The sequence below is a fragment of the Pseudomonas sp. NGC7 genome, assembly GCF_047159675.1.
GTDB lineage: Bacteria > Pseudomonadota > Gammaproteobacteria > Pseudomonadales > Pseudomonadaceae > Aquipseudomonas > Aquipseudomonas kermanshahensis.
This window is the reverse complement of record NZ_BAAFZY010000001.1, coordinates 1750777-1768702: the sequence shown is the minus strand read 5'-3', so window position 1 is coordinate 1768702 and position 17926 is coordinate 1750777. Positions and strand designations below refer to the sequence as shown.

Below are 17926 nucleotides of genomic sequence, written 5' to 3'. Positions count from 1 at the left end.
GTCAGCGGGTGATGCCGCGGGCAGAATTCAGGATCGACTGACGGAACAGATCGACCTCAGGGTGCTGGGCTGCCAATTCGTCCAGCGCCTTGATCGCGTCTTCGACGGTCAGGCCCTGACGGTAGACGATCTTGTAGCAACGACGCAGGATATGAATGACCTCGTCGCTGAACCCCCGACGACGCATGCCTTCGAAGTTCATGCTGCGCGCTTCGGCCGGGCTGCCGAACACCGTGACGAAGGCCGGTACGTCTTTGCCGATCGCCGTGCCCATGCCGGAAAACGCATGTGCACCGATATGGCAGTACTGGTGCACCAGGGTGTACCCGGACAGAATCGCCCAGTCCCCCACATGAACATGCCCCGCCAACGCAGTGTTGTTCACCAGAATGCAATGATTGCCGATGACACTGTCGTGACCGATGTGGGCGTAGGCCATGATCAGGTTGTGATCGCCGACGGTGGTTTCTGCACGGTCCTGAACGGTACCGCGGTGAATGGTCACACCTTCGCGGATCACATTGTGATCACCGATCACCAAGCGCGTCGGCTCACCCTTGTACTTGAGGTCAGGGGTGTCTTCGCCGATCGAGGAAAACTGGTAGATGCGGTTGTGCTTGCCGATACGGGTCGGCCCTTTGAGCACCACATGCGGGCCAATGACGGTGCCCTCCCCGATTTCGACATCAGGGCCAACGATCGACCAGGGGCCCACCTCGACACCGTCGGCCAGTTTGGCCGACGGGTCGATGATGGCCCGAGGATCAATCAAATTCATAGGGAGCGTTCCGCGCAGGTGATTTCTGCCGAGCAGACAGGCTTGCCGTCGACCAGGGCGCGGCACTCGAATTTCCAGATCATGCTCTTGCGGCTGAGGAACTTGGCTTCCAGCACAAGCTGGTCACCCGGCAATACCGGCTGACGGAAACGCAGTTTGTCGGACCCGACAAAGTAGTACAGGGTGCCATCTGCCGGCTTGGCATCGAGCATCTTGAAACCGAGGATGCCGGCCGCCTGGGCCATGGCCTCGATGATCAGAACGCCCGGCATGATCGGGTGGGCCGGGAAGTGGCCATTGAAGAACGGCTCGTTGATGCTGACATTCTTGTAGGCACGAATGCTCTGGGCCTCGAAGTCCAGATCCGTCACGCGATCCACCAGCAGGAACGGGTAACGGTGAGGCAGGTATTCGCGAATCTCGTTGATGTCCATCATTTCGGGGGGAAGCCTGTAATAAGAATAGGGAGCGCAGGTGCTGACCACGCGCTCCTTTTGCAGTCCAAAGAGGAGCCAGCTAGCGTCTGTTCACTCTTGCTCAGGGAATGGTATCAGCCTTCTGATGCCGGCTGGCCACCTGAGGTCACGGTATCGATGCGCTTTTCCACCTGCTGGAGACGCTTGGCCATGTCGTCCAGGTGGCGGATACGCGCGGCGCTCTTGCGCCAGTCAGCCAATGGCTGCATGGCTGTGCCGGAAGAATAGGCCCCCGGTTCGGTGATCGATCGGGTCACCATGGTCATCCCGGACACGAAAACGTTATCACAGACATCAATATGACCCACCATGCCGACACCGCCAGCAATGGTGCAGTGCTTGCCAATGCGCGTGCTGCCGGAAATCCCGACACAGGCGGCCATGGCCGTGTGCTCACCGATCTGAACGTTATGAGCGATCTGGATCTGGTTGTCGAGCTTGACCCCGTCGGCAATGCGCGTGTCCGACAGCGCACCACGGTCGATTGCCGTGTTGACGCCGATTTCTACATCATCGCCGATGGTCACGCCGCCGATCTGGGCAATCTTGCGCCATACGCCCTTCTCGTTGGCGAAGCCGAAGCCCTCACCACCGATCACTGCGCCAGACTGGATCACCACACGCTTGCCGATGGTCACGTCATGGTACAGGGTGACCCGTGGCGCCAGCCAGCCGCCCTCACCGATGACGCAACGGGCACCGACCACGCAGTGGGCACCGATGCTGACATTGGCAGCAACCTGCGCACCACTTTCGATGACCACGAACGGGCCGATGCTCGCACTGGCATCCACCTGGGCATCTTCAGCCACTACGGCGCTGGGATGAATTCCCGCCACAGCCTTGGGCTTGGGATCGAACAGGTGGGAAATGCGCGCATAGGCCAAGTACGGATCAGCGACGATCAGTGCATTGCCAGCAAAGCCTTCAGCATCCGCAGCCTTGAGCAGCACCGCTGCCGCCTGGCTGTTATCCAGGAATTTGCGGTACTGCGGGTTGGCGAGGAAGCTCAATTGACCGGGGCCGGCCTCCTGCAAGGTGGCCAGCCCGGTAATCTGCAGCGCCTCGGGCCCCTTGAGGGTGGCGCCGAGGGCTTCGGCCAACTGGCCAAGCGTCATGTTCAAGGTCATATCAACGGGCTTGGTTCATGCGCTCGATGACTTGGCGGGTGATGTCGTACTGAGGTTTGACATCGATGACCGCGCCACGCTCGAGAACCAGGTCGAAACCGCCCTTCTTGATCACTTCCTCGACAGCGCCGTCCAGCTTCGGCTTGAGTTGCTTGAGCATGTCACGGTCCGCAACGGCCTTGGCTTCGTTCAGTTCCTTGGACTGGAACTGGAAGTCGCGGGCCTTTTGCTTGAACTCGAGCTCCAGGCGCTCACGCTCCTGCTGCTGCATCTTGTCGCCACCTTTGATCAGGCGGTCCTGGATGCCCTTGGCGCTGCTTTCCAGGCTTTTCAGCTTGGTCAGTTGCGGGCCGAATTTTTTCTCTGCATCAACCGCATACTTCTTGGCGGCATCCGATTCCAGCAGGGCCATCTGATAGTTCAGGACGGCAACCTTCATTTCGGCGAAAGCCGGGGTGGCGACCAGCGCCGCGGCCAAAATGGCCAGTTGAGTCAACTTACGCACGATGCACTCCTGGATAAACCGTTGTCGTTATGCAAGGGCCGACCTTAGAAGGTCTGGCCCAGAGAGAATTGGAACACCTGGGTATCGGCATCGTCCGGCTTCTTGACCGGCATCGCCAGGCTGAAGCTCAACGGGCCCAGTGCAGTGATCCAGGTCACACCGAGACCCACCGAACTGGCCATACCCGAGAAACCGACCTTCTCGCAATCTGGCTTGCTGCCGCAGTTGGTATCGAACACGTTACCCACGTCCCAGAATACCGACGTGCGCAGCGAACGCTGGTCCTTGACGAACGGCAGTGGGAACAGCAGTTCGACACCACCCTGGACCAACACGTTGCCACCGAACGGCAGCGGATCCTGATCCGGGTCGCGGATGGTACCCGGCTTGCCACCCGGGTTGCCTTCACCACGGCTAGGCGTACTGCGTGGGCCCAGGCTGCTGTCCTTGAAGCCACGGACAGAGTTGAAGCCGCCCGCGTAGTAGTTCTCGTAGAACGGCAGGCCCGAGGTGCTGCCGTAGCCATCACCATAGCCCAGTTCAGTGTGCAGGCGCAGGGTGTAGTCGTTGTTGATTGGCTTGAACAGCTGGCCGCGGTAGTCGAGCTTGTAGAACGACAGGTCGCTGCCCGGAATGGTCGATTCCAGGGTCAAGCTTTGCGAGTGACCACGAGTCGCCAGCACGCCTTTGTTCAGGGTCGATTCGGACCAGCCGATCGACGCCTTGAAGTTCAGGAAGTTGTCACCCTCTTGATCGAGGAAGTCGAAGATCTCGTCGACGGTGTATTTACCGGTCTTGATCTTGTCCTGCTGAACGCTCAGGCCATAGGTCAGGCGCGAGGTTTCGCTGATCGGGTAACCCAGGCTGACACCGGCGCCCAGGCTGTCGACCGCATAGCTGGCAACGTCGACATCGAGGTCGTCGTAGTCGGTGCTGCGGTAGAAGGCGTTGTAACCCAGGCTGACACCGTCAGCCGTGAAGTAGGGGTCCACGAAGCCGAAGTTGTAGCGGGTCTGATATTCGGAACGGGTCAGGCCGATGGAGACCTTGTTACCGGTACCCAGGAAGTTGCTCTGGCTGATCGAACCACCCAGGATCAGACCGGCGCTCTGGGCGAAACCGACCGACGCCGTAATGGAGCCGGACGCTTGTTCCTCGACGCTGTAGTTGACGTCGACCTGGTCATCGGTGCCAGGCACCGGCGGGGTCTCGACGTTGACTTCCTTGAAGAAGCCCAGGCGTTCCAGACGGGTCTTGGACTGGTCGATCAGGTAGGTCGACGCCCAGCCGCCTTCCATCTGGCGCATTTCGCGACGCAGCACTTCGTCTTCGGTCTTGGTGTTGCCGCGGTAGTTGATGCGGTTGACGTAGGCACGCTTGCCCGGGTCGACCACGAACATGATATCGACGGTGTGGTCCTGGTCGTTCGGCTGTGGCACGCCGTTGACGTTGGCGAAGGTGTAGCCTTCGTTACCCAGACGACGGGTGATCAGCTCGGACGTGGTGGTCATCACCTTGCGCGAGAATACCTGGCCCGGCTGCACCAGCAGCAGCGACTTGACCTGGTCTTCCGGCACCTTGAGGTCACCGGAGAGCTTCACGTCACGGACGGTGTACTTCTCGCCTTCGTTGATGTTGACGGTGATGTAGACGTGTTTCTTGTCTGGCGTGATGGATACCTGGGTAGAGGCGATATCCATGTTGATGTAGCCGCGGTCCAGGTAGTAGGAACGCAGACGCTCCAGGTCACCGGAGAGTTTTTCACGGGCGTACTTGTCGTCGTTCTTGAAGAACGACAGCCAGTTGGTGGTTTTCAGCTCGAACAGCTGCGACAGCTCTTCGTCGTCGAAGACGTTGTTGCCCACCACGTTGATGTGCTGAATGGCCGCGACGGTGCCTTCGTTGATCTTGATTTTCAGCGCGACGCGGTTGCGCGGCTGCGGCACGACTTCGGCGTCGACCTCGGCCGAGTAGCGGCCCTGGGCCACGTACTGGCGCTGCAACTCGTTACGCACACCTTCAAGGGTGGCGCGCTGGAAGATCTCACCTTCGGCCAGGCCAGACTGCTTCAGACCCTTCATCAGGTCTTCGGTGCTGATCGCCTTGTTGCCTTCGATCTCGATGCTGGAAACCGACGGGCGCTCGACCACGTTGATGATCAGGACATTGCCATCGCGGCTCAGCTGGATGTCTTGGAAGAAGCCAGTCTTGAACAGGGAACGGGTCGAATCCACCAGGCGCCGATCATCGGCCTGATCGCCGACGTTGAGCGGCAAGGCACCGAAGACGCTGCCGGCGGAAACCCGCTGCAGGCCGTTGACACGAATATCGGAGATGGTGAAGGACTCGGCGTGAACTTCAGCGATCATCAGTGCGGAGAGGACCGCAGTTAGCAGCAGACGTTTCATGAAGTCCTTTTATTCCAACTGGCAATAAACAACCCGCCGCGAAGTGGCGGCAGGTTCGCAATGCGAAGCTTTATAGTCGACCCAGATCGTTGATCAGGGCGAGCAACATCACCCCTACGACCAAACTGATACCGATCTGGACCCCCCAACCTTGCACCCGATCTGACAGCGGACGACCGCGCGCCCACTCGACCAGGTAAAACAGCAAATGCCCCCCATCCAGTACTGGAATGGGCAGCAGGTTAAGAACCCCCAGGCTTATGCTCAGGTAGGCCAGGAAATTCAGGAAATCCCCCACGCCGGACTGGGCTGAAGCGCCCGCCACTTTAGCAATGGTTATCGGTCCGCTCAAGTTTTTTACCGAGAGCTCTCCGAACAGCATTTTCTTCAGCGACTCGAGCGTCAGGACGCTCATGTTCCAGGTGCGCGACAAGCCCTCGCCTACCGCGTCCAACGGGCCATAGCTGACTTCGCGGAGCATGTTGGCAGGCCATTCGCCACCTTTCACCCCCGCGCCCAGGTAACCGCCCGCGGCCTTGCCCTCACCCTTGCGGGCCAGGGTTACTGGCACATCCAGCGCAGCACCATCGCGTTCGACACGCACCACGACCTTGGCTTGCGGGTGGGCGCGTACGGTGTCGACCACCTGCTGCCAGTCGTTCACTGCCACGCCATCGAGGGCCAGCAGCTTGTCACCTGTCTTCAAGCCGGCGGCAGCGGCCGGCCCTTTCGAATCAATCTCGGCCAGCACCGGCACGATCACCGGGCGCCATGGGCGCAAGCCCAGGGACTGGATAGGGTCTGGCTCGTCGGCGCCTTTCAGCCAGTGGTCCAGCTTGATCTGCAAGTGCTGCTCGGCGCTGGCGCCTTCGTCGCGCACGCCTACCTGCAGCGTGCCGCTCTCGCCCAGACGGCGAACCAGTTGCAGGTTGACCGCAGACCAACCGCTGGTCGCCTTGCCATCGATGGATACAATTTCCTGACCTGCGGTCAGGCCTGCCGACGCTGCCAGGCTACCCGCTTCGACCGCACCGATGACCGGGCGAATCTGCTGGGTGCCGAGCATGGCCAAGAGCCAGAAGAACACGATGGCCAGCAAGAAGTTGGCAATCGGGCCGGCGGCGACGATGGCGATACGCTGACGCACGCTTTTACGGTTGAACGACTGGTCGGCCAACGCAGGCGGCACATCGCCTTCGCGCTCATCGAGCATCTTGACGTAGCCGCCCAGCGGAATCGCCGCCACCACGAATTCGGTGCCCTGGCGGTCATGCCAGCGCAACAACGGCGTACCGAAGCCCACCGAAAAACGCAGCACCTTGACGCCGCAGCGTCGGGCCACCCAGAAGTGGCCGAATTCGTGGAACGTGACCAGAACACCCAAGGCCACCAGGGTGCCGACAATCATGTAGAGCGCAGTCATATCTTTCTCCAGATGACGTTCAGCAGAACGACTTTTCGCACAAGCCCTGGCAGGCCTGCATCATCGACCGTGACGCCGCAACCACTCACGGGACAGCTCCCGGGCACGCTGGTCGGCGGCAAATACCGCGTCCAACGAGGCCAGTGGCACTACAGGCTCCTGATCGAGCACTTGTTCGATCATACCCGCGATCTCCGGGAAGCGGATACGCCGCTGGAGAAATGCCTCGACAGCCACTTCGTTGGCCGCATTGAGCACGGCAGGTGCACTGTTGCCGGCCTCGGCAACCTGCCGCGCCAGGCGCAGGCACGGGAAGCGCTGTTCGTCGGGCGCCTGGAAATCCAGGCGTGCGATAGCAAACAGGTCCAGCGGTGCGACGCCAGAATCAATGCGCTCTGGCCAGGCCAGCGCATTGGCGATCGGCGTGCGCATGTCCGGGTTGCCCAACTGGGCGAGCACCGAACCGTCCACGTAATCCACCAGCGAGTGGATCACGCTCTGCGGGTGCACCACCACCTCGACCTTGGCGGGCGAGGCATCGAACAGCCAGCAGGCCTCGATCAACTCGAGCCCTTTGTTCATCATGCTGGCCGAATCCACGGAAATCTTGCGCCCCATGGACCAGTTAGGGTGCGCGCACGCCTGCTCCGGGGTGACATCGGCCAATGCGGCGGACGGTGTTTCGCGGAACGGGCCACCCGATGCCGTCAGCAGGATGCGGCGCACCCCCACCTGGCTCAGGCCGCGGGCATAGTCGCTGGGCAGGCACTGGAAGATTGCATTGTGCTCGCTGTCGATCGGCAGCAGCACGGCACCACTGCGCCGCACCGCCTCCATGAACAGCGCGCCAGACATCACCAGCGCCTCTTTATTGGCCAGCAACACTTTCTTGCCCGCCTCGACGGCAGCCAAGGTCGGTCGCAGCCCTGCTGCACCCACGATAGCGGCCATCACCGCATCCACCTCAGGCGCTGCGGCAACCTGGCAAAGCCCCGCCTCGCCTTCCAGCACCTGGGTGGCGCAACCGACGGCCGCCAGGCCGTCGCGCAAGCGCGCAGCACTTTCGGCACTCGGCACCACCGCGTACTCCGGGCGATGCCGGACGCACAGCGCCAGCAGCTCGTCGATGCGCGAGTAACCGCTCAGGGCGAATACCGAATAACGCTCAGGGTGACGTGCAATCACATCCAGCGTGCTCAAGCCAATGGAGCCGGTGGCGCCCAGCACGGTAATGCGCTGCAACGTACTCACATCACACCCCATTCGGCAGCCCACAGCAGCACGGCAAAGAGCGGGATGGCCGCCGTCAGGCTGTCGATGCGGTCGAGCACGCCACCATGGCCGGGCAGCAGGTTGCTGCTGTCCTTGATGCCCGAGCGGCGCTTGAACATGCTTTCGGTCAGGTCACCGATCACCGAGGCCATGACCACCAGTGCCGCGCCCAACAGACCCAGCAGGATCTGGCCAACACCCCAGTCGCGGCTGATACCGACCACCAGCGTAATCACCAGGCTGACAGCCAGGCCACCATAGACGCCTTCCCAGCTTTTGCCCGGGCTGACCTGCGGCGCCAGCTTACGCTTGCCGAAGGCTCGACCAGAGAAGTAAGCACCGATGTCGGCGGCCCACACCAGCACCATGACCGACAGAATCAGCCAGTTGCCGAGCGGCCAGTGCTTGAGCAGCACCAAGCCTTGCCACGCCGGCAGTAACACCAGCAGGCCGATCAGCAAGCGGCAGGCCGCACTGGCCCATAGCTCGCTGCTGCGCGGATAGGTCAGCACCAGCCAGGTGGCCAGCCCCCACCAGATCACCGACGCACCCAGCACCCACGGTGCCAGGTCGGGCATCAGGTGCAGCAGCATCAGCGCTCCGGCGACGACCGCGGCGTAGGCAATGCGCAGTGGCTGGGTCATCAACCCCGCCAGGCGCGCCCACTCCCAGGCGCCGAGGGTGACCACGAAGCCGATGAACAGGGCGAAATCCCCACCATTGAGCAGGAAGAAGCCACCCAGCGCGACCGGCAGCAGGATCAGCGCGGTAATGATGCGTTGTTTAAGCATTAAGCACGAGCTCCAGCCTCGACCTGCTCGCTGGTCTTACCGAAGCGGCGCTGGCGCGAAGCGAAATCGGCCAGGGCATTGCGCATGGCCTCGTGTTTGAAGTCCGGCCAGTACAGGTCGGAGAAATACAGCTCGGCATAGGCCAGCTGCCACAGCAGGAAATTGCTGATGCGGCGTTCGCCCCCGGTGCGGATGCACAGGTCCGGCAACGGCAACTCACCGGTGGACAGGCACGTCTGCAGCAAACCCGGCGTGATATCGTCCGGACGCAGATGGCCCGCCTGTACTTCCCGCGCCAGGCGCTGGGCAGCCTGGGCGATGTCCCACTGGCCACCGTAGTTGGCCGCGATCTGCAGGATGAAGCGGTTGTTGCCGGCGGTCAGTGCCTCAGCCTCACGCATGGCCGCCTGCAGCTCAGGATGAAAGCGCGAGCGATCACCAATGATGCGCAAGCTGATGTTGTTCTCGTTGAGGCGACGCGCCTCACGGCGCAGGGCCGAGAAGAACAACTCCATCAGCGCACCGACCTCTTCGGCGGGGCGCTGCCAGTTTTCGCTGGAGAAGGCGAACAGGGTCAGTACCTCGACCCCCGATTCGGCGCAGACTTCGATGACCGCACGCACGGCATCTACGCCAGCCTTGTGCCCGGCAACGCCGGGCAGCAAGCGCTTCTTCGCCCAGCGGTTGTTGCCATCCATGATGATCGCGACGTGTCGCGGCACCGAGGACGGCGCCGCTGGCTTGGTCTTTTCCATTAAAAAACCTCGGCCTTAGACGGCCAACAGGTCCTTTTCCTTGGCCTTGAACGCAGCGTCGATTTCGGCGACGAACTTGTCGGTCAGCTTCTGGATCTCGTCAGCGGCGCGACGTTCTTCGTCTTCGCTGATTTCCTTGTCCTTGGTCAGCTTCTTCAGGTCGGCGAGTGCGTCACGGCGCACGTTACGCACGGCTACCTTGGCATCTTCGGCAACGCCGCTGGCCTGCTTGGTGTAACCCTTGCGGGTTTCCTCAGTCAGGGCCGGCATCGGGACGCGGATGGTGGTACCGGCGCTGGACGGGTTCAAGCCCAGGTCGGAGGTCAGGATGGCTTTTTCGATGGCAGCGCTGAGGTTCTTGTCGTGCGCAACGATCTTCAGGGTGCGCGCGTCCTCGACGGTAATCGCGGCCACCTGGTTCAGCGGCATTTCGCTACCCCAGGCAGTGACCCTGACGCTGTCCAGGATGCTTGGGTGGGCACGGCCGGTGCGGATGGCAGCCAGGTGGCGACCCAGCGCCTCGATGGACTTGCCCATGCGGTCCTGGGCGTCTTTCTTGATAGCGTTGATCATTTTTGAACTTCCTCGATCAGGGTTCCTTCCGCGCCGCCATGCACGATGTTCAGCAGGGCGCCCGGCTTGTTCATATTGAAGACGCGCAGCGGCATCTTGTGGTCGCGGCAAAGGCAGATTGCCGTCAGATCCATCACACCCAGCTTGCGATCCAGCACTTCATCGTAGGTCAGATGATCGAACTTCTCGGCATGCGGGTCCTTGAATGGATCTGCAGTGTATACACCATCGACCTTGGTTGCCTTCAATACCACGTCGGCATCGATTTCGATGGCGCGCAGGCAAGCGGCAGAGTCGGTGGTGAAGAACGGGTTGCCGGTACCGGCAGCGAAGATTACGACTTCTTTGGCGTTCAGGTGGCGCATGGCTTTGCGGCGATCATAGTGATCGGTCACGCCTACCATGGAAATCGCCGACATGACGATGGCGGTAATGTTTGCCCGCTCCAGCGCGTCGCGCATGGCCAGGGCATTCATGACGGTCGCCAGCATGCCCATGTGGTCACCGGTGACGCGGTCCATGCCGGCTGCACTGAGCGCCGCACCACGGAACAGGTTGCCACCGCCGATCACCAGACCGACTTGCACACCGATGCCGACCAGTTGGCCGACTTCCAGCGCCATGCGATCCAGGACCTTGGGGTCGATCCCGAACTCTTCCGAGCCCATCAGGGCCTCGCCGCTAAGTTTGAGTAGAATGCGTTTATAGCGAGCCTGATGACCACTGCCCTGCTGAGCCATTGCGAATCTCTCCTGCGGCGTTTGTAAAAAAATTCTGGCGGGCTGTTTGAGCCTGCGTGTAACTCTAACGTGACGCAGCGACTGCGTCAGCGAACAGCGGTTTGGAAAACCGCTCCCGCTTTGACAAAGAGGCTGCGCGCGTGAGCGGGCAGCCTCTTTGGGGCGACAGACGTGTCTGTCTTACTGCTTGGCAGCAGCTACCTGAGCGGCAACTTCTTCAGCGAAGTTGTCGACTGGCTTCTCGATGCCTTCGCCGACCTTGAAGTAGGTGAAGGAAACGATTTCAGCACCGGCTTTCTTGGCCAGCTCGCCAACCTTGACTTCCGGGTTCATGACGAAGGCTTGCTCTTTCAGCGAAGCTTCAGCCTTGAACTTGGTGATACGGCCGTTGATCATGTTCTCAACGATGTTTTCCGGCTTGCCGGCGATCTTGTCGGCGTTCAGCTGCAGGAAGACATTCTTCTCGCGCTCGATGGCCTCGGCGGAGATTTCCGATGCATCCAGGAACTCCGGGTTCGAAGCAGCAACGTGCATGGCGATGTTCTTGGCCAGCTCGACGTCGCCGCCTTTCAGGACAACAACGGCACCGATCTTGTTGCCGTGCAGGTAAGCACCAACAACGTCACCCTCAACGCGCGCCAGGCGGCGGATGTTGACGTTTTCGCCGCACTTGGCGACCAGGGCTTCACGGGCTGCTTCGCGCGAGGCGATCAGCGGTGCAGCGTCGGTCAGCTTCTGGGCGAAGGCTTCTTCGAGGCTTTCGGCTACGAAGTTTTTGAAGTCGTCTTGCAGGGCCAGGAAGTCGGTCTGCGAGTTGACTTCCAGCAGAACGGCGGCTTTGCCGTCGGTCTTGACGGCGATAGCGCCTTCAGCAGCGACGTTGCCAGCCTTTTTGGCGGCCTTGATGGCGCCCGAGGCACGCATGTCGTCAATGGCTTTTTCGATGTCGCCGCCGGCCTTTTCCAGGGCCTTTTTGCAATCCATCATGCCTTCGCCGGTACGCTCGCGCAGTTCTTTGACCAGCGCTGCAGTAATTGCTGCCATTTCAAAATCCTCTTGGAAAGTTTTTCAACCATTCCACCCGCTCATCACGGGCGTTCAATTCTGCAAATCCGCTGTTTTTATCTCAGCAGGCCCATAGTGCGGGGCGGTTGCTGACAGCAGGATTTCAAGGTGGCAAAAAGGGGGCAAAGCCCCCTTTTTGCGTGCCAAGTAGACGCCAGGCGTCAATTACTCAGCAGCAGGTGCAGCCGCTTCTTCAGCGTAGACTTCGGTGCCGCCAGCAACGTTGTTGCGGCCGCGGATGATGGCGTCAGCCATCGAAGTCATGTACAGCTCGATAGCGCGAATGGCGTCATCGTTACCTGGGATGATGTAGTCAACACCTTCCGGGCTGCTGTTGGTATCGACAACGCCGATAACCGGGATGCCCAGCTTGTTGGCTTCGGTGATAGCAATGCGCTCGTGGTCAACGTCGATCACGAACAGGGCATCAGGCAGGCCGCCCATGTCCTTGATACCACCCAGGCTGCGGTCCAGCTTTTCCAGATCGCGCGAACGCATCAGGGCTTCTTTCTTGGTCAGCTTGGCAAAGGTGCCATCTTCGGCCTGAGTTTCCAGGTCGCGCAGACGCTTGATCGAAGCACGGATGGTTTTGTAGTTGGTCAGCATGCCGCCCAACCAGCGGTGGTCAACGTATGGCGAACCGGCACGAGCAGCTTGCTCGGCGACGATCTTGCCGGCGGAACGCTTGGTGCCGACGAACATGATCTTGTTCTTGCCCTGGGCCAGACGCTCTACGAAAGCCAGAGCTTCGTTGAACATTGGCAGGGTTTTTTCCAGGTTGATGATGTGGATCTTGTTACGCGCGCCGAAAATGTACTTGCCCATTTTCGGGTTCCAGTAACGGGTCTGGTGGCCGAAGTGCACACCGGCCTTCAGCATATCGCGCATGTTGACTTGGGACATGATAGTTCCTTGATAAGTCGGGTTGGGCCTCCACGCATCCCAATGACCAACCCACAGATTCTAGAATCCGGGGCACCCAGGTCATCGTGTCGACACGTGTGTGGGTTTAGGGCTTACGGGGTCGACCCCGAAAGCGGCGCATTTTATACCACAGACCGCGAGCGAACGGAACCCGAATACTGTCGCGTCCGTCAGCGGTTTTTGCAGCACCCAGGCTTTCAGGCCAAAATGCCCTCTATAGACAGCAGGATGGCCGGCTTTATCCCGACCGATTGCCGCCCTGCTCTGCTAGAATCCGGCCTTTCCCGTTTGTTCGCGCCGTGCACGGCGCCGTAGAGAGCCTGTAATGACCGTCACCATCAAGACCGCAGAAGACATCGAGAAGATGCGCATCGCCGGCCGCCTGGCCGCCGAGGTGCTGGAAATGATCGAAGAGCACGTCAAGCCCGGTGTCACCACCGAAGAACTGGACCGCCTGTGCCACGACTACATCGTCAACGTGCAGCAGGCCATCCCGGCGCCGCTCAACTACAAGGGTTACCCCAAGTCGATCTGCACCTCGATCAACCATGTGGTCTGCCACGGCATCCCCAACGACAAGCCGCTCAAGGACGGTGACACGCTCAACATCGATGTCACCGTGATCAAGGACGGCTACCACGGCGACACCAGCCGCATGTTCCACGTCGGCAACGTGCCGGTCTGGGCCGAGCGCCTGTCCAAGGTCACCCAGGAATGCATGTACAAGGCCATCGAGCTGGTCAAGCCGGGCTGCCGCCTGGGCGACATCGGCGAAGTGATCCAGAAGCACGCTGAAAAGAACGGCTTCTCGGTGGTGCGCGAATTCTGCGGCCACGGCATCGGCAAAGTGTTCCACGAAGAACCGCAGATCCTCCACTACGGCCGCGCCGGCACTGGCATGGAACTCAAAGAAGGCATGACCTTCACCATCGAGCCGATGATCAACCAGGGCAAGGCAGACACCAAGGTCCTGGGCGATGGCTGGACCGCCATTACCAAGGACCGCAAGCTCTCGGCCCAGTGGGAGCACACCCTGGTGGTGACGGCGACCGGTTACGAGATCTTCACCCTGCGCAAGGACGACACTATCGCGCGCACCTCGGCCTGAGTCCGCGCCAGGCACCCCACGACAGGAACGCGACGCAATGCCCCAGGTGGATCCCGAGCTGTTCGACCGCGGCCAGTTCCAGGCGGAACTGGCCCTCAAGGCGAGCCCTATCGCCGCCTTCAAGAAAGCCATCCGCCAGGCGGGTGAGGTGCTCGACCGGCGTTTTCGCGAAGGCCGCGAAATCCGCCGTTTGATCGAGGACCGCGCCTGGCTCGTCGACAACATCCTGCAGCAGGCCTGGAACCAGTTCGACTGGGGCGACCAGCGCGGCATCGCGCTGGTCGCGGTAGGCGGTTACGGGCGCGGTGAACTGCACCCGCATTCCGACATCGACCTGCTGATTTTGCTAGGTGCTGCCGAACACGAGCAGTACCGCGAGGCCATCGAGCGCTTCCTCACCCTGCTCTGGGACATCGGCCTGGAAGTGGGCCAGAGTGTGCGCACCGTCGACGAATGTGCCGAGCAGGCACGTGCCGACCTGACGGTCATCACCAACATGATGGAAAGCCGCACCGTCGCCGGCCCCGAAGCCTTGCGCCAGCGCATGCTGGACGTCACCAGCACCGAGCACATGTGGCCGAGCAAGGAGTTCTTCCTGGCCAAGCGCGCCGAGCTCAAGGCCCGCCACCACAAGTACAACGACACCGAGTACAACCTTGAGCCCAACGTCAAGGGCTCACCCGGTGGCCTGCGCGACATCCAGACCGTGTTGTGGGTGGCGCGCCGCCAATACGGCACGCTGAACCTGCACGCCCTGGCCGGTGAAGGTTTTTTGCTGGAAAGCGAGAACGAACTGCTGGCCTCCTCCCAGGACTTCCTGTGGAAGGTGCGCTATGCCCTGCACATGCTGGCCGGGCGCTCGGAAGACCGCTTGCTGTTCGACCACCAGCGCAGCATCGCCGCCTTGCTGGGCTACAGCGACGAGAACCCCAAGCGCGCGATCGAGCAGTTCATGCAGCAGTACTACCGGGTGGTGATGAGCATCAGCCAGTTGTGCGACCTGATCATCCAGCACTTCGAGGAAGTCATCCTCGCCGACGATGACAGCGGCACCACTCAACCCTTGAATGCGCGCTTCCGCCTGCATGACGGCTATATAGAAGCCGCCAAGCCGAACGTATTCAAACGCACGCCGTTCGCCATGCTGGAAATCTTCGTGCTGATGGCCCAGCACCCGGAGATCAAAGGGGTACGCGCTGATACCGTGCGCCTGCTGCGCGAGCACCGGCACCTGATCGACGAAACCTTCCGTCACGATATCCGCAACACCAGCCTGTTCATCGAGCTGTTCAAGTGCGAGATCGGCATCCACCGCAATCTGCGCCGGATGAACCGCTACGGCATCCTCGGCCGCTACCTGCCGGAATTCGGCCTGATCGTCGGGCAGATGCAGCATGACCTGTTCCACATCTATACGGTCGATGCGCACACGCTCAACCTGATCAAGCACCTGCGCAAACTGCAGTACACGCCGGTTTCCGAGAAATTCCCGCTGGCCAGCAAGCTCATGGGCCGCCTGCCCAAACCCGAGCTGATCTACCTGGCCGGGCTTTACCACGACATCGGCAAGGGCCGCCAGGGTGACCACTCGGAGCTGGGCGCGGTGGACGCACAGACGTTCTGCGAGCGCCACCAACTGCCGGCCTGGGACAGCCGCCTGATCGTCTGGCTGGTGCTGAACCATCTGGTGATGTCCACCACCGCACAGCGCAAAGACCTGTCCGACCCACAGGTGATCAACGACTTTGCCTTGCATGTGGGGGACGAGACCCGCCTGGATTACCTCTATGTGCTGACCGTGGCCGACATCAACGCCACCAACCCCAGCCTGTGGAACTCCTGGCGCGCCAGCCTGCTGCGCCAGCTGTACACCGAGACCAAGCGCGCCCTGCGCCGTGGCCTGGAAAACCCACTGGACCGCGAAGAGCAGATCCGCCAGACCCAAAGCGCCGCGTTGGACATCCTCGTGCGCGAAGGCGTCGACCCGGACGACGTCGAGCAACTCTGGTCGCAGTTGGGCGACGACTACTTCCTCAAGCACAACGCGGCCGATGTGGCCTGGCACACCGACGCCATCCTCCAGCAGCCGGCCGACGGCGGGCCGCTGGTGCTGATCAAGGAAACCACCCAGCGCGAGTTCGAGGGCGGTACGCAGATCTTCATCTATGCCCCCGACCAGCACGACTTCTTCGCCGTGACCGTGGCGGCCATGTCGCAGTTGAACCTGAACATCCATGACGCGCGCATCATCACCTCGAGCAGCCAGTTCACCCTCGACACCTATATCGTGCTCGACAATGACGGCGGCTCGATCGGCGACAACCCGCAGCGGGTCAAGCAGATTCGCGACGGCCTCACCGAAGCGCTGCGCAACCCCGAGGACTACCCGACGATCATTCAGCGCCGGGTGCCACGCCAGCTCAAGCACTTCAATTTCCCGCCGCAGGTGACCATCCTCAACGATGCCCAACGGCCGGTGACCATCCTTGAGATCACCGCGCCCGACCGGCCGGGCCTGCTGGCTCGGATCGGCCGCATCTTCCTGGAGTTCGACCTGTCGTTGCAGAACGCCAAGATCGCCACCCTCGGCGAGCGCGTGGAAGACGTGTTCTTCATCACCGATGCCGACAACCAGCCGCTGTCCGACCCGCAGCTGTGCAGCCGCCTGCAGGAGGCTATCGTCCAGCAGCTGCAGGCTGGCCAGGCGAGCGACGCCAGCCCGACCCGCGTGACCTTTTAACGATTAGACGATTGACGAGACCTTGCGCCGATGAACCATGCCCTGACCCAGCTTCAGCCCTACCCGTTCGAGAAACTGCGAGCCCTGCTGGGCAGTGTGAAACCTGCGGCCGACAAGCGCGCCATCGCGCTGTCGATCGGTGAGCCGAAGCACACATCGCCGGCGTTCGTCGCCCAGGCCATGGCCGACAACCTCGACAAGCTGGCGGTGTACCCCAGCACCCTCGGCCTGCCAGGGCTCCGCCAGGCCATCGGCCAGTGGTGCGAGCGCCGCTTCGGCGTGCCAACCGGCTGGCTGGATGCCGACCGTCACATCCTGCCGGTCAACGGCACCCGTGAAGCACTGTTCGCCTTCACCCAGGCCGTGGTCAACCGGGCCGATGATGGCCTGGTGGTCAGCCCTAACCCGTTCTACCAGATCTACGAAGGCGCGGCGCTGCTGGCAGGCGCCACGCCGCACTACCTGCCGTGCCTTGAAAACAACGGCTTCAACCCTGACTTCGACGCCGTGCCGGCTGATGTCTGGCAGCGTTGCCAAATCCTCTTCCTGTGCTCGCCAGGCAACCCTACCGGCGCGCTGGTGCCGATGGACACCCTGAAGAAGCTGATTGCCCTGGCCGACGAGCATGATTTCGTGATCGCCGCCGACGAATGCTACAGCGAGCTGTACTTCGACGAAGACGCCCCGCCACCGGGCCTGCTCAGCGCCTGCGCCGAACTGGGCCGCAGCGATTTCAAACGCTGCGTGGTGTTCCACAGCCTGTCCAAGCGTTCCAACCTGCCAGGCCTGCGTTCGGGCTTCGTCGCGGGCGATGCCGAGATCATCAAGCCATTTTTGCTGTACCGCACCTACCACGGCTGCGCCATGCCCGTGCAGACCCAGCTGGCCAGCATCGCTGCCTGGCAGGACGAGGCGCACGTGCGCGAAAACCGTGACCAGTACCGCGCCAAGTACGATGCCGTGCTGGATATCCTGCAGCCGGTGATGGATGTGCAACGCCCGGATGGCAGCTTCTACCTGTGGGCCAAGGTGCCGGGCTGCGACGCCGCGTTCACCCGCGACCTGTTCGAAGCCCAGCATGTGACCGTGGTGCCGGGGTCGTACCTGTCGCGTGACGTGGATGGCGTGAACCCTGGCGCTGGCCGAGTGCGCATGGCGTTGGTTGCGCCGCTGGCCGAGTGCATCGAGGCCGCCGAGCGGATTCGCGCGTTCCTGCAGAACCGCTGATTAGGCAGGGG

Annotated in this window: 16 protein-coding genes; 3 read left to right on the top strand and 13 right to left on the bottom strand. The window is 61.6% G+C overall.

Translation table 11 applies throughout. From position 1 onward, the window contains the following. Position 1: 1 nt before the first annotated feature. The 13 genes from lpxA to rpsB form a co-directional block, all read right to left on the bottom strand. Positions 2 to 778, bottom strand: coding sequence for an acyl-ACP--UDP-N-acetylglucosamine O-acyltransferase (lpxA, locus tag ACMCNM_RS08115; protein WP_186675982.1), 777 nt, complete (start codon positions 776 to 778; stop codon positions 2 to 4). After that, positions 775 to 1215, bottom strand: coding sequence for a 3-hydroxyacyl-ACP dehydratase FabZ (gene fabZ / locus ACMCNM_RS08110; protein ID WP_003252314.1), 441 nt, complete (start codon positions 1213 to 1215; stop codon positions 775 to 777). The genes lpxA and fabZ overlap by 4 nt, the downstream gene beginning before the upstream one ends. A gap of 113 nt (positions 1216 to 1328) precedes the next feature. Beyond that, positions 1329 to 2384, bottom strand: coding sequence for a UDP-3-O-(3-hydroxymyristoyl)glucosamine N-acyltransferase (gene lpxD, locus ACMCNM_RS08105; protein WP_027595801.1), 1056 nt, complete (start codon positions 2382 to 2384; stop codon positions 1329 to 1331). Between the two features lies 1 nt (position 2385). Further along, positions 2386 to 2889: an OmpH family outer membrane protein gene (locus ACMCNM_RS08100; RefSeq protein ID WP_027595800.1), complete on the bottom strand. Its 504-nt coding sequence runs from the start codon at positions 2887 to 2889 to the stop codon at positions 2386 to 2388. 44 nt (positions 2890 to 2933) lie between these two features. Next, on the bottom strand, positions 2934 to 5297 hold the full coding sequence (bamA, locus tag ACMCNM_RS08095) for an outer membrane protein assembly factor BamA (protein ID WP_412764192.1): 2364 nt from the start codon (positions 5295 to 5297) through the stop codon (positions 2934 to 2936). Positions 5298 to 5367: 70 nt separating this feature from the next. Next, positions 5368 to 6720, bottom strand: coding sequence for an RIP metalloprotease RseP (gene rseP / locus ACMCNM_RS08090; RefSeq protein ID WP_252826947.1), 1353 nt, complete (start codon positions 6718 to 6720; stop codon positions 5368 to 5370). Between the two features lie 60 nt (positions 6721 to 6780). Beyond that, entirely contained in the window at positions 6781 to 7971 is a 1191-nt protein-coding gene (gene ispC, locus ACMCNM_RS08085) for a 1-deoxy-D-xylulose-5-phosphate reductoisomerase (protein WP_412764191.1), read from the bottom strand. Next, positions 7968 to 8783: a phosphatidate cytidylyltransferase gene (locus tag ACMCNM_RS08080; protein WP_099453135.1), complete on the bottom strand. Its 816-nt coding sequence runs from the start codon at positions 8781 to 8783 to the stop codon at positions 7968 to 7970. The genes ispC and ACMCNM_RS08080 overlap by 4 nt, the downstream gene beginning before the upstream one ends. Further along, entirely contained in the window at positions 8783 to 9538 is a 756-nt protein-coding gene (uppS, locus tag ACMCNM_RS08075; RefSeq protein WP_027595795.1) for a polyprenyl diphosphate synthase, read from the bottom strand. Before uppS ends, ACMCNM_RS08080 begins: the two co-directional genes overlap by 1 nt. A 15-nt stretch (positions 9539 to 9553) precedes the next feature. Next, a complete protein-coding gene (gene frr, locus ACMCNM_RS08070; protein WP_027595794.1) occupies positions 9554 to 10111 on the bottom strand; it encodes a ribosome recycling factor in 558 nt (185 codons plus the stop codon). Continuing rightward, complete coding sequence (pyrH, locus tag ACMCNM_RS08065; RefSeq protein WP_009686950.1) at positions 10108 to 10851, bottom strand: UMP kinase; 744 nt, start codon at positions 10849 to 10851, stop codon at positions 10108 to 10110. The genes frr and pyrH overlap by 4 nt, the downstream gene beginning before the upstream one ends. A gap of 180 nt (positions 10852 to 11031) precedes the next feature. Beyond that, positions 11032 to 11895: a translation elongation factor Ts gene (gene tsf, locus ACMCNM_RS08060; protein WP_027595793.1), complete on the bottom strand. Its 864-nt coding sequence runs from the start codon at positions 11893 to 11895 to the stop codon at positions 11032 to 11034. A gap of 186 nt (positions 11896 to 12081) precedes the next feature. Further along, positions 12082 to 12819, bottom strand: a complete 738-nt coding sequence (gene rpsB, locus ACMCNM_RS08055; RefSeq protein ID WP_027595792.1) for a 30S ribosomal protein S2 — start codon at positions 12817 to 12819, stop codon at positions 12082 to 12084. Positions 12820 to 13165: 346 nt separating this feature from the next. Here rpsB and map point away from each other — a divergent pair, with 346 nt between their 5' ends. From map to dapC, 3 genes are read left to right on the top strand one after another with little or no spacing between them, the layout of a single operon-like run. Next, positions 13166 to 13948: a type I methionyl aminopeptidase gene (gene map, locus ACMCNM_RS08050; protein ID WP_027595791.1), complete on the top strand. Its 783-nt coding sequence runs from the start codon at positions 13166 to 13168 to the stop codon at positions 13946 to 13948. 37 nt (positions 13949 to 13985) lie between these two features. Further along, positions 13986 to 16688, top strand: a complete 2703-nt coding sequence (locus tag ACMCNM_RS08045) for a [protein-PII] uridylyltransferase (RefSeq protein WP_027595790.1) — start codon at positions 13986 to 13988, stop codon at positions 16686 to 16688. A 30-nt stretch (positions 16689 to 16718) separates the two neighbouring features. After that, positions 16719 to 17915, top strand: coding sequence for a succinyldiaminopimelate transaminase (gene dapC, locus ACMCNM_RS08040; protein ID WP_186675975.1), 1197 nt, complete (start codon positions 16719 to 16721; stop codon positions 17913 to 17915). The last annotated feature ends 11 nt before the right edge of the window (positions 17916 to 17926 follow it).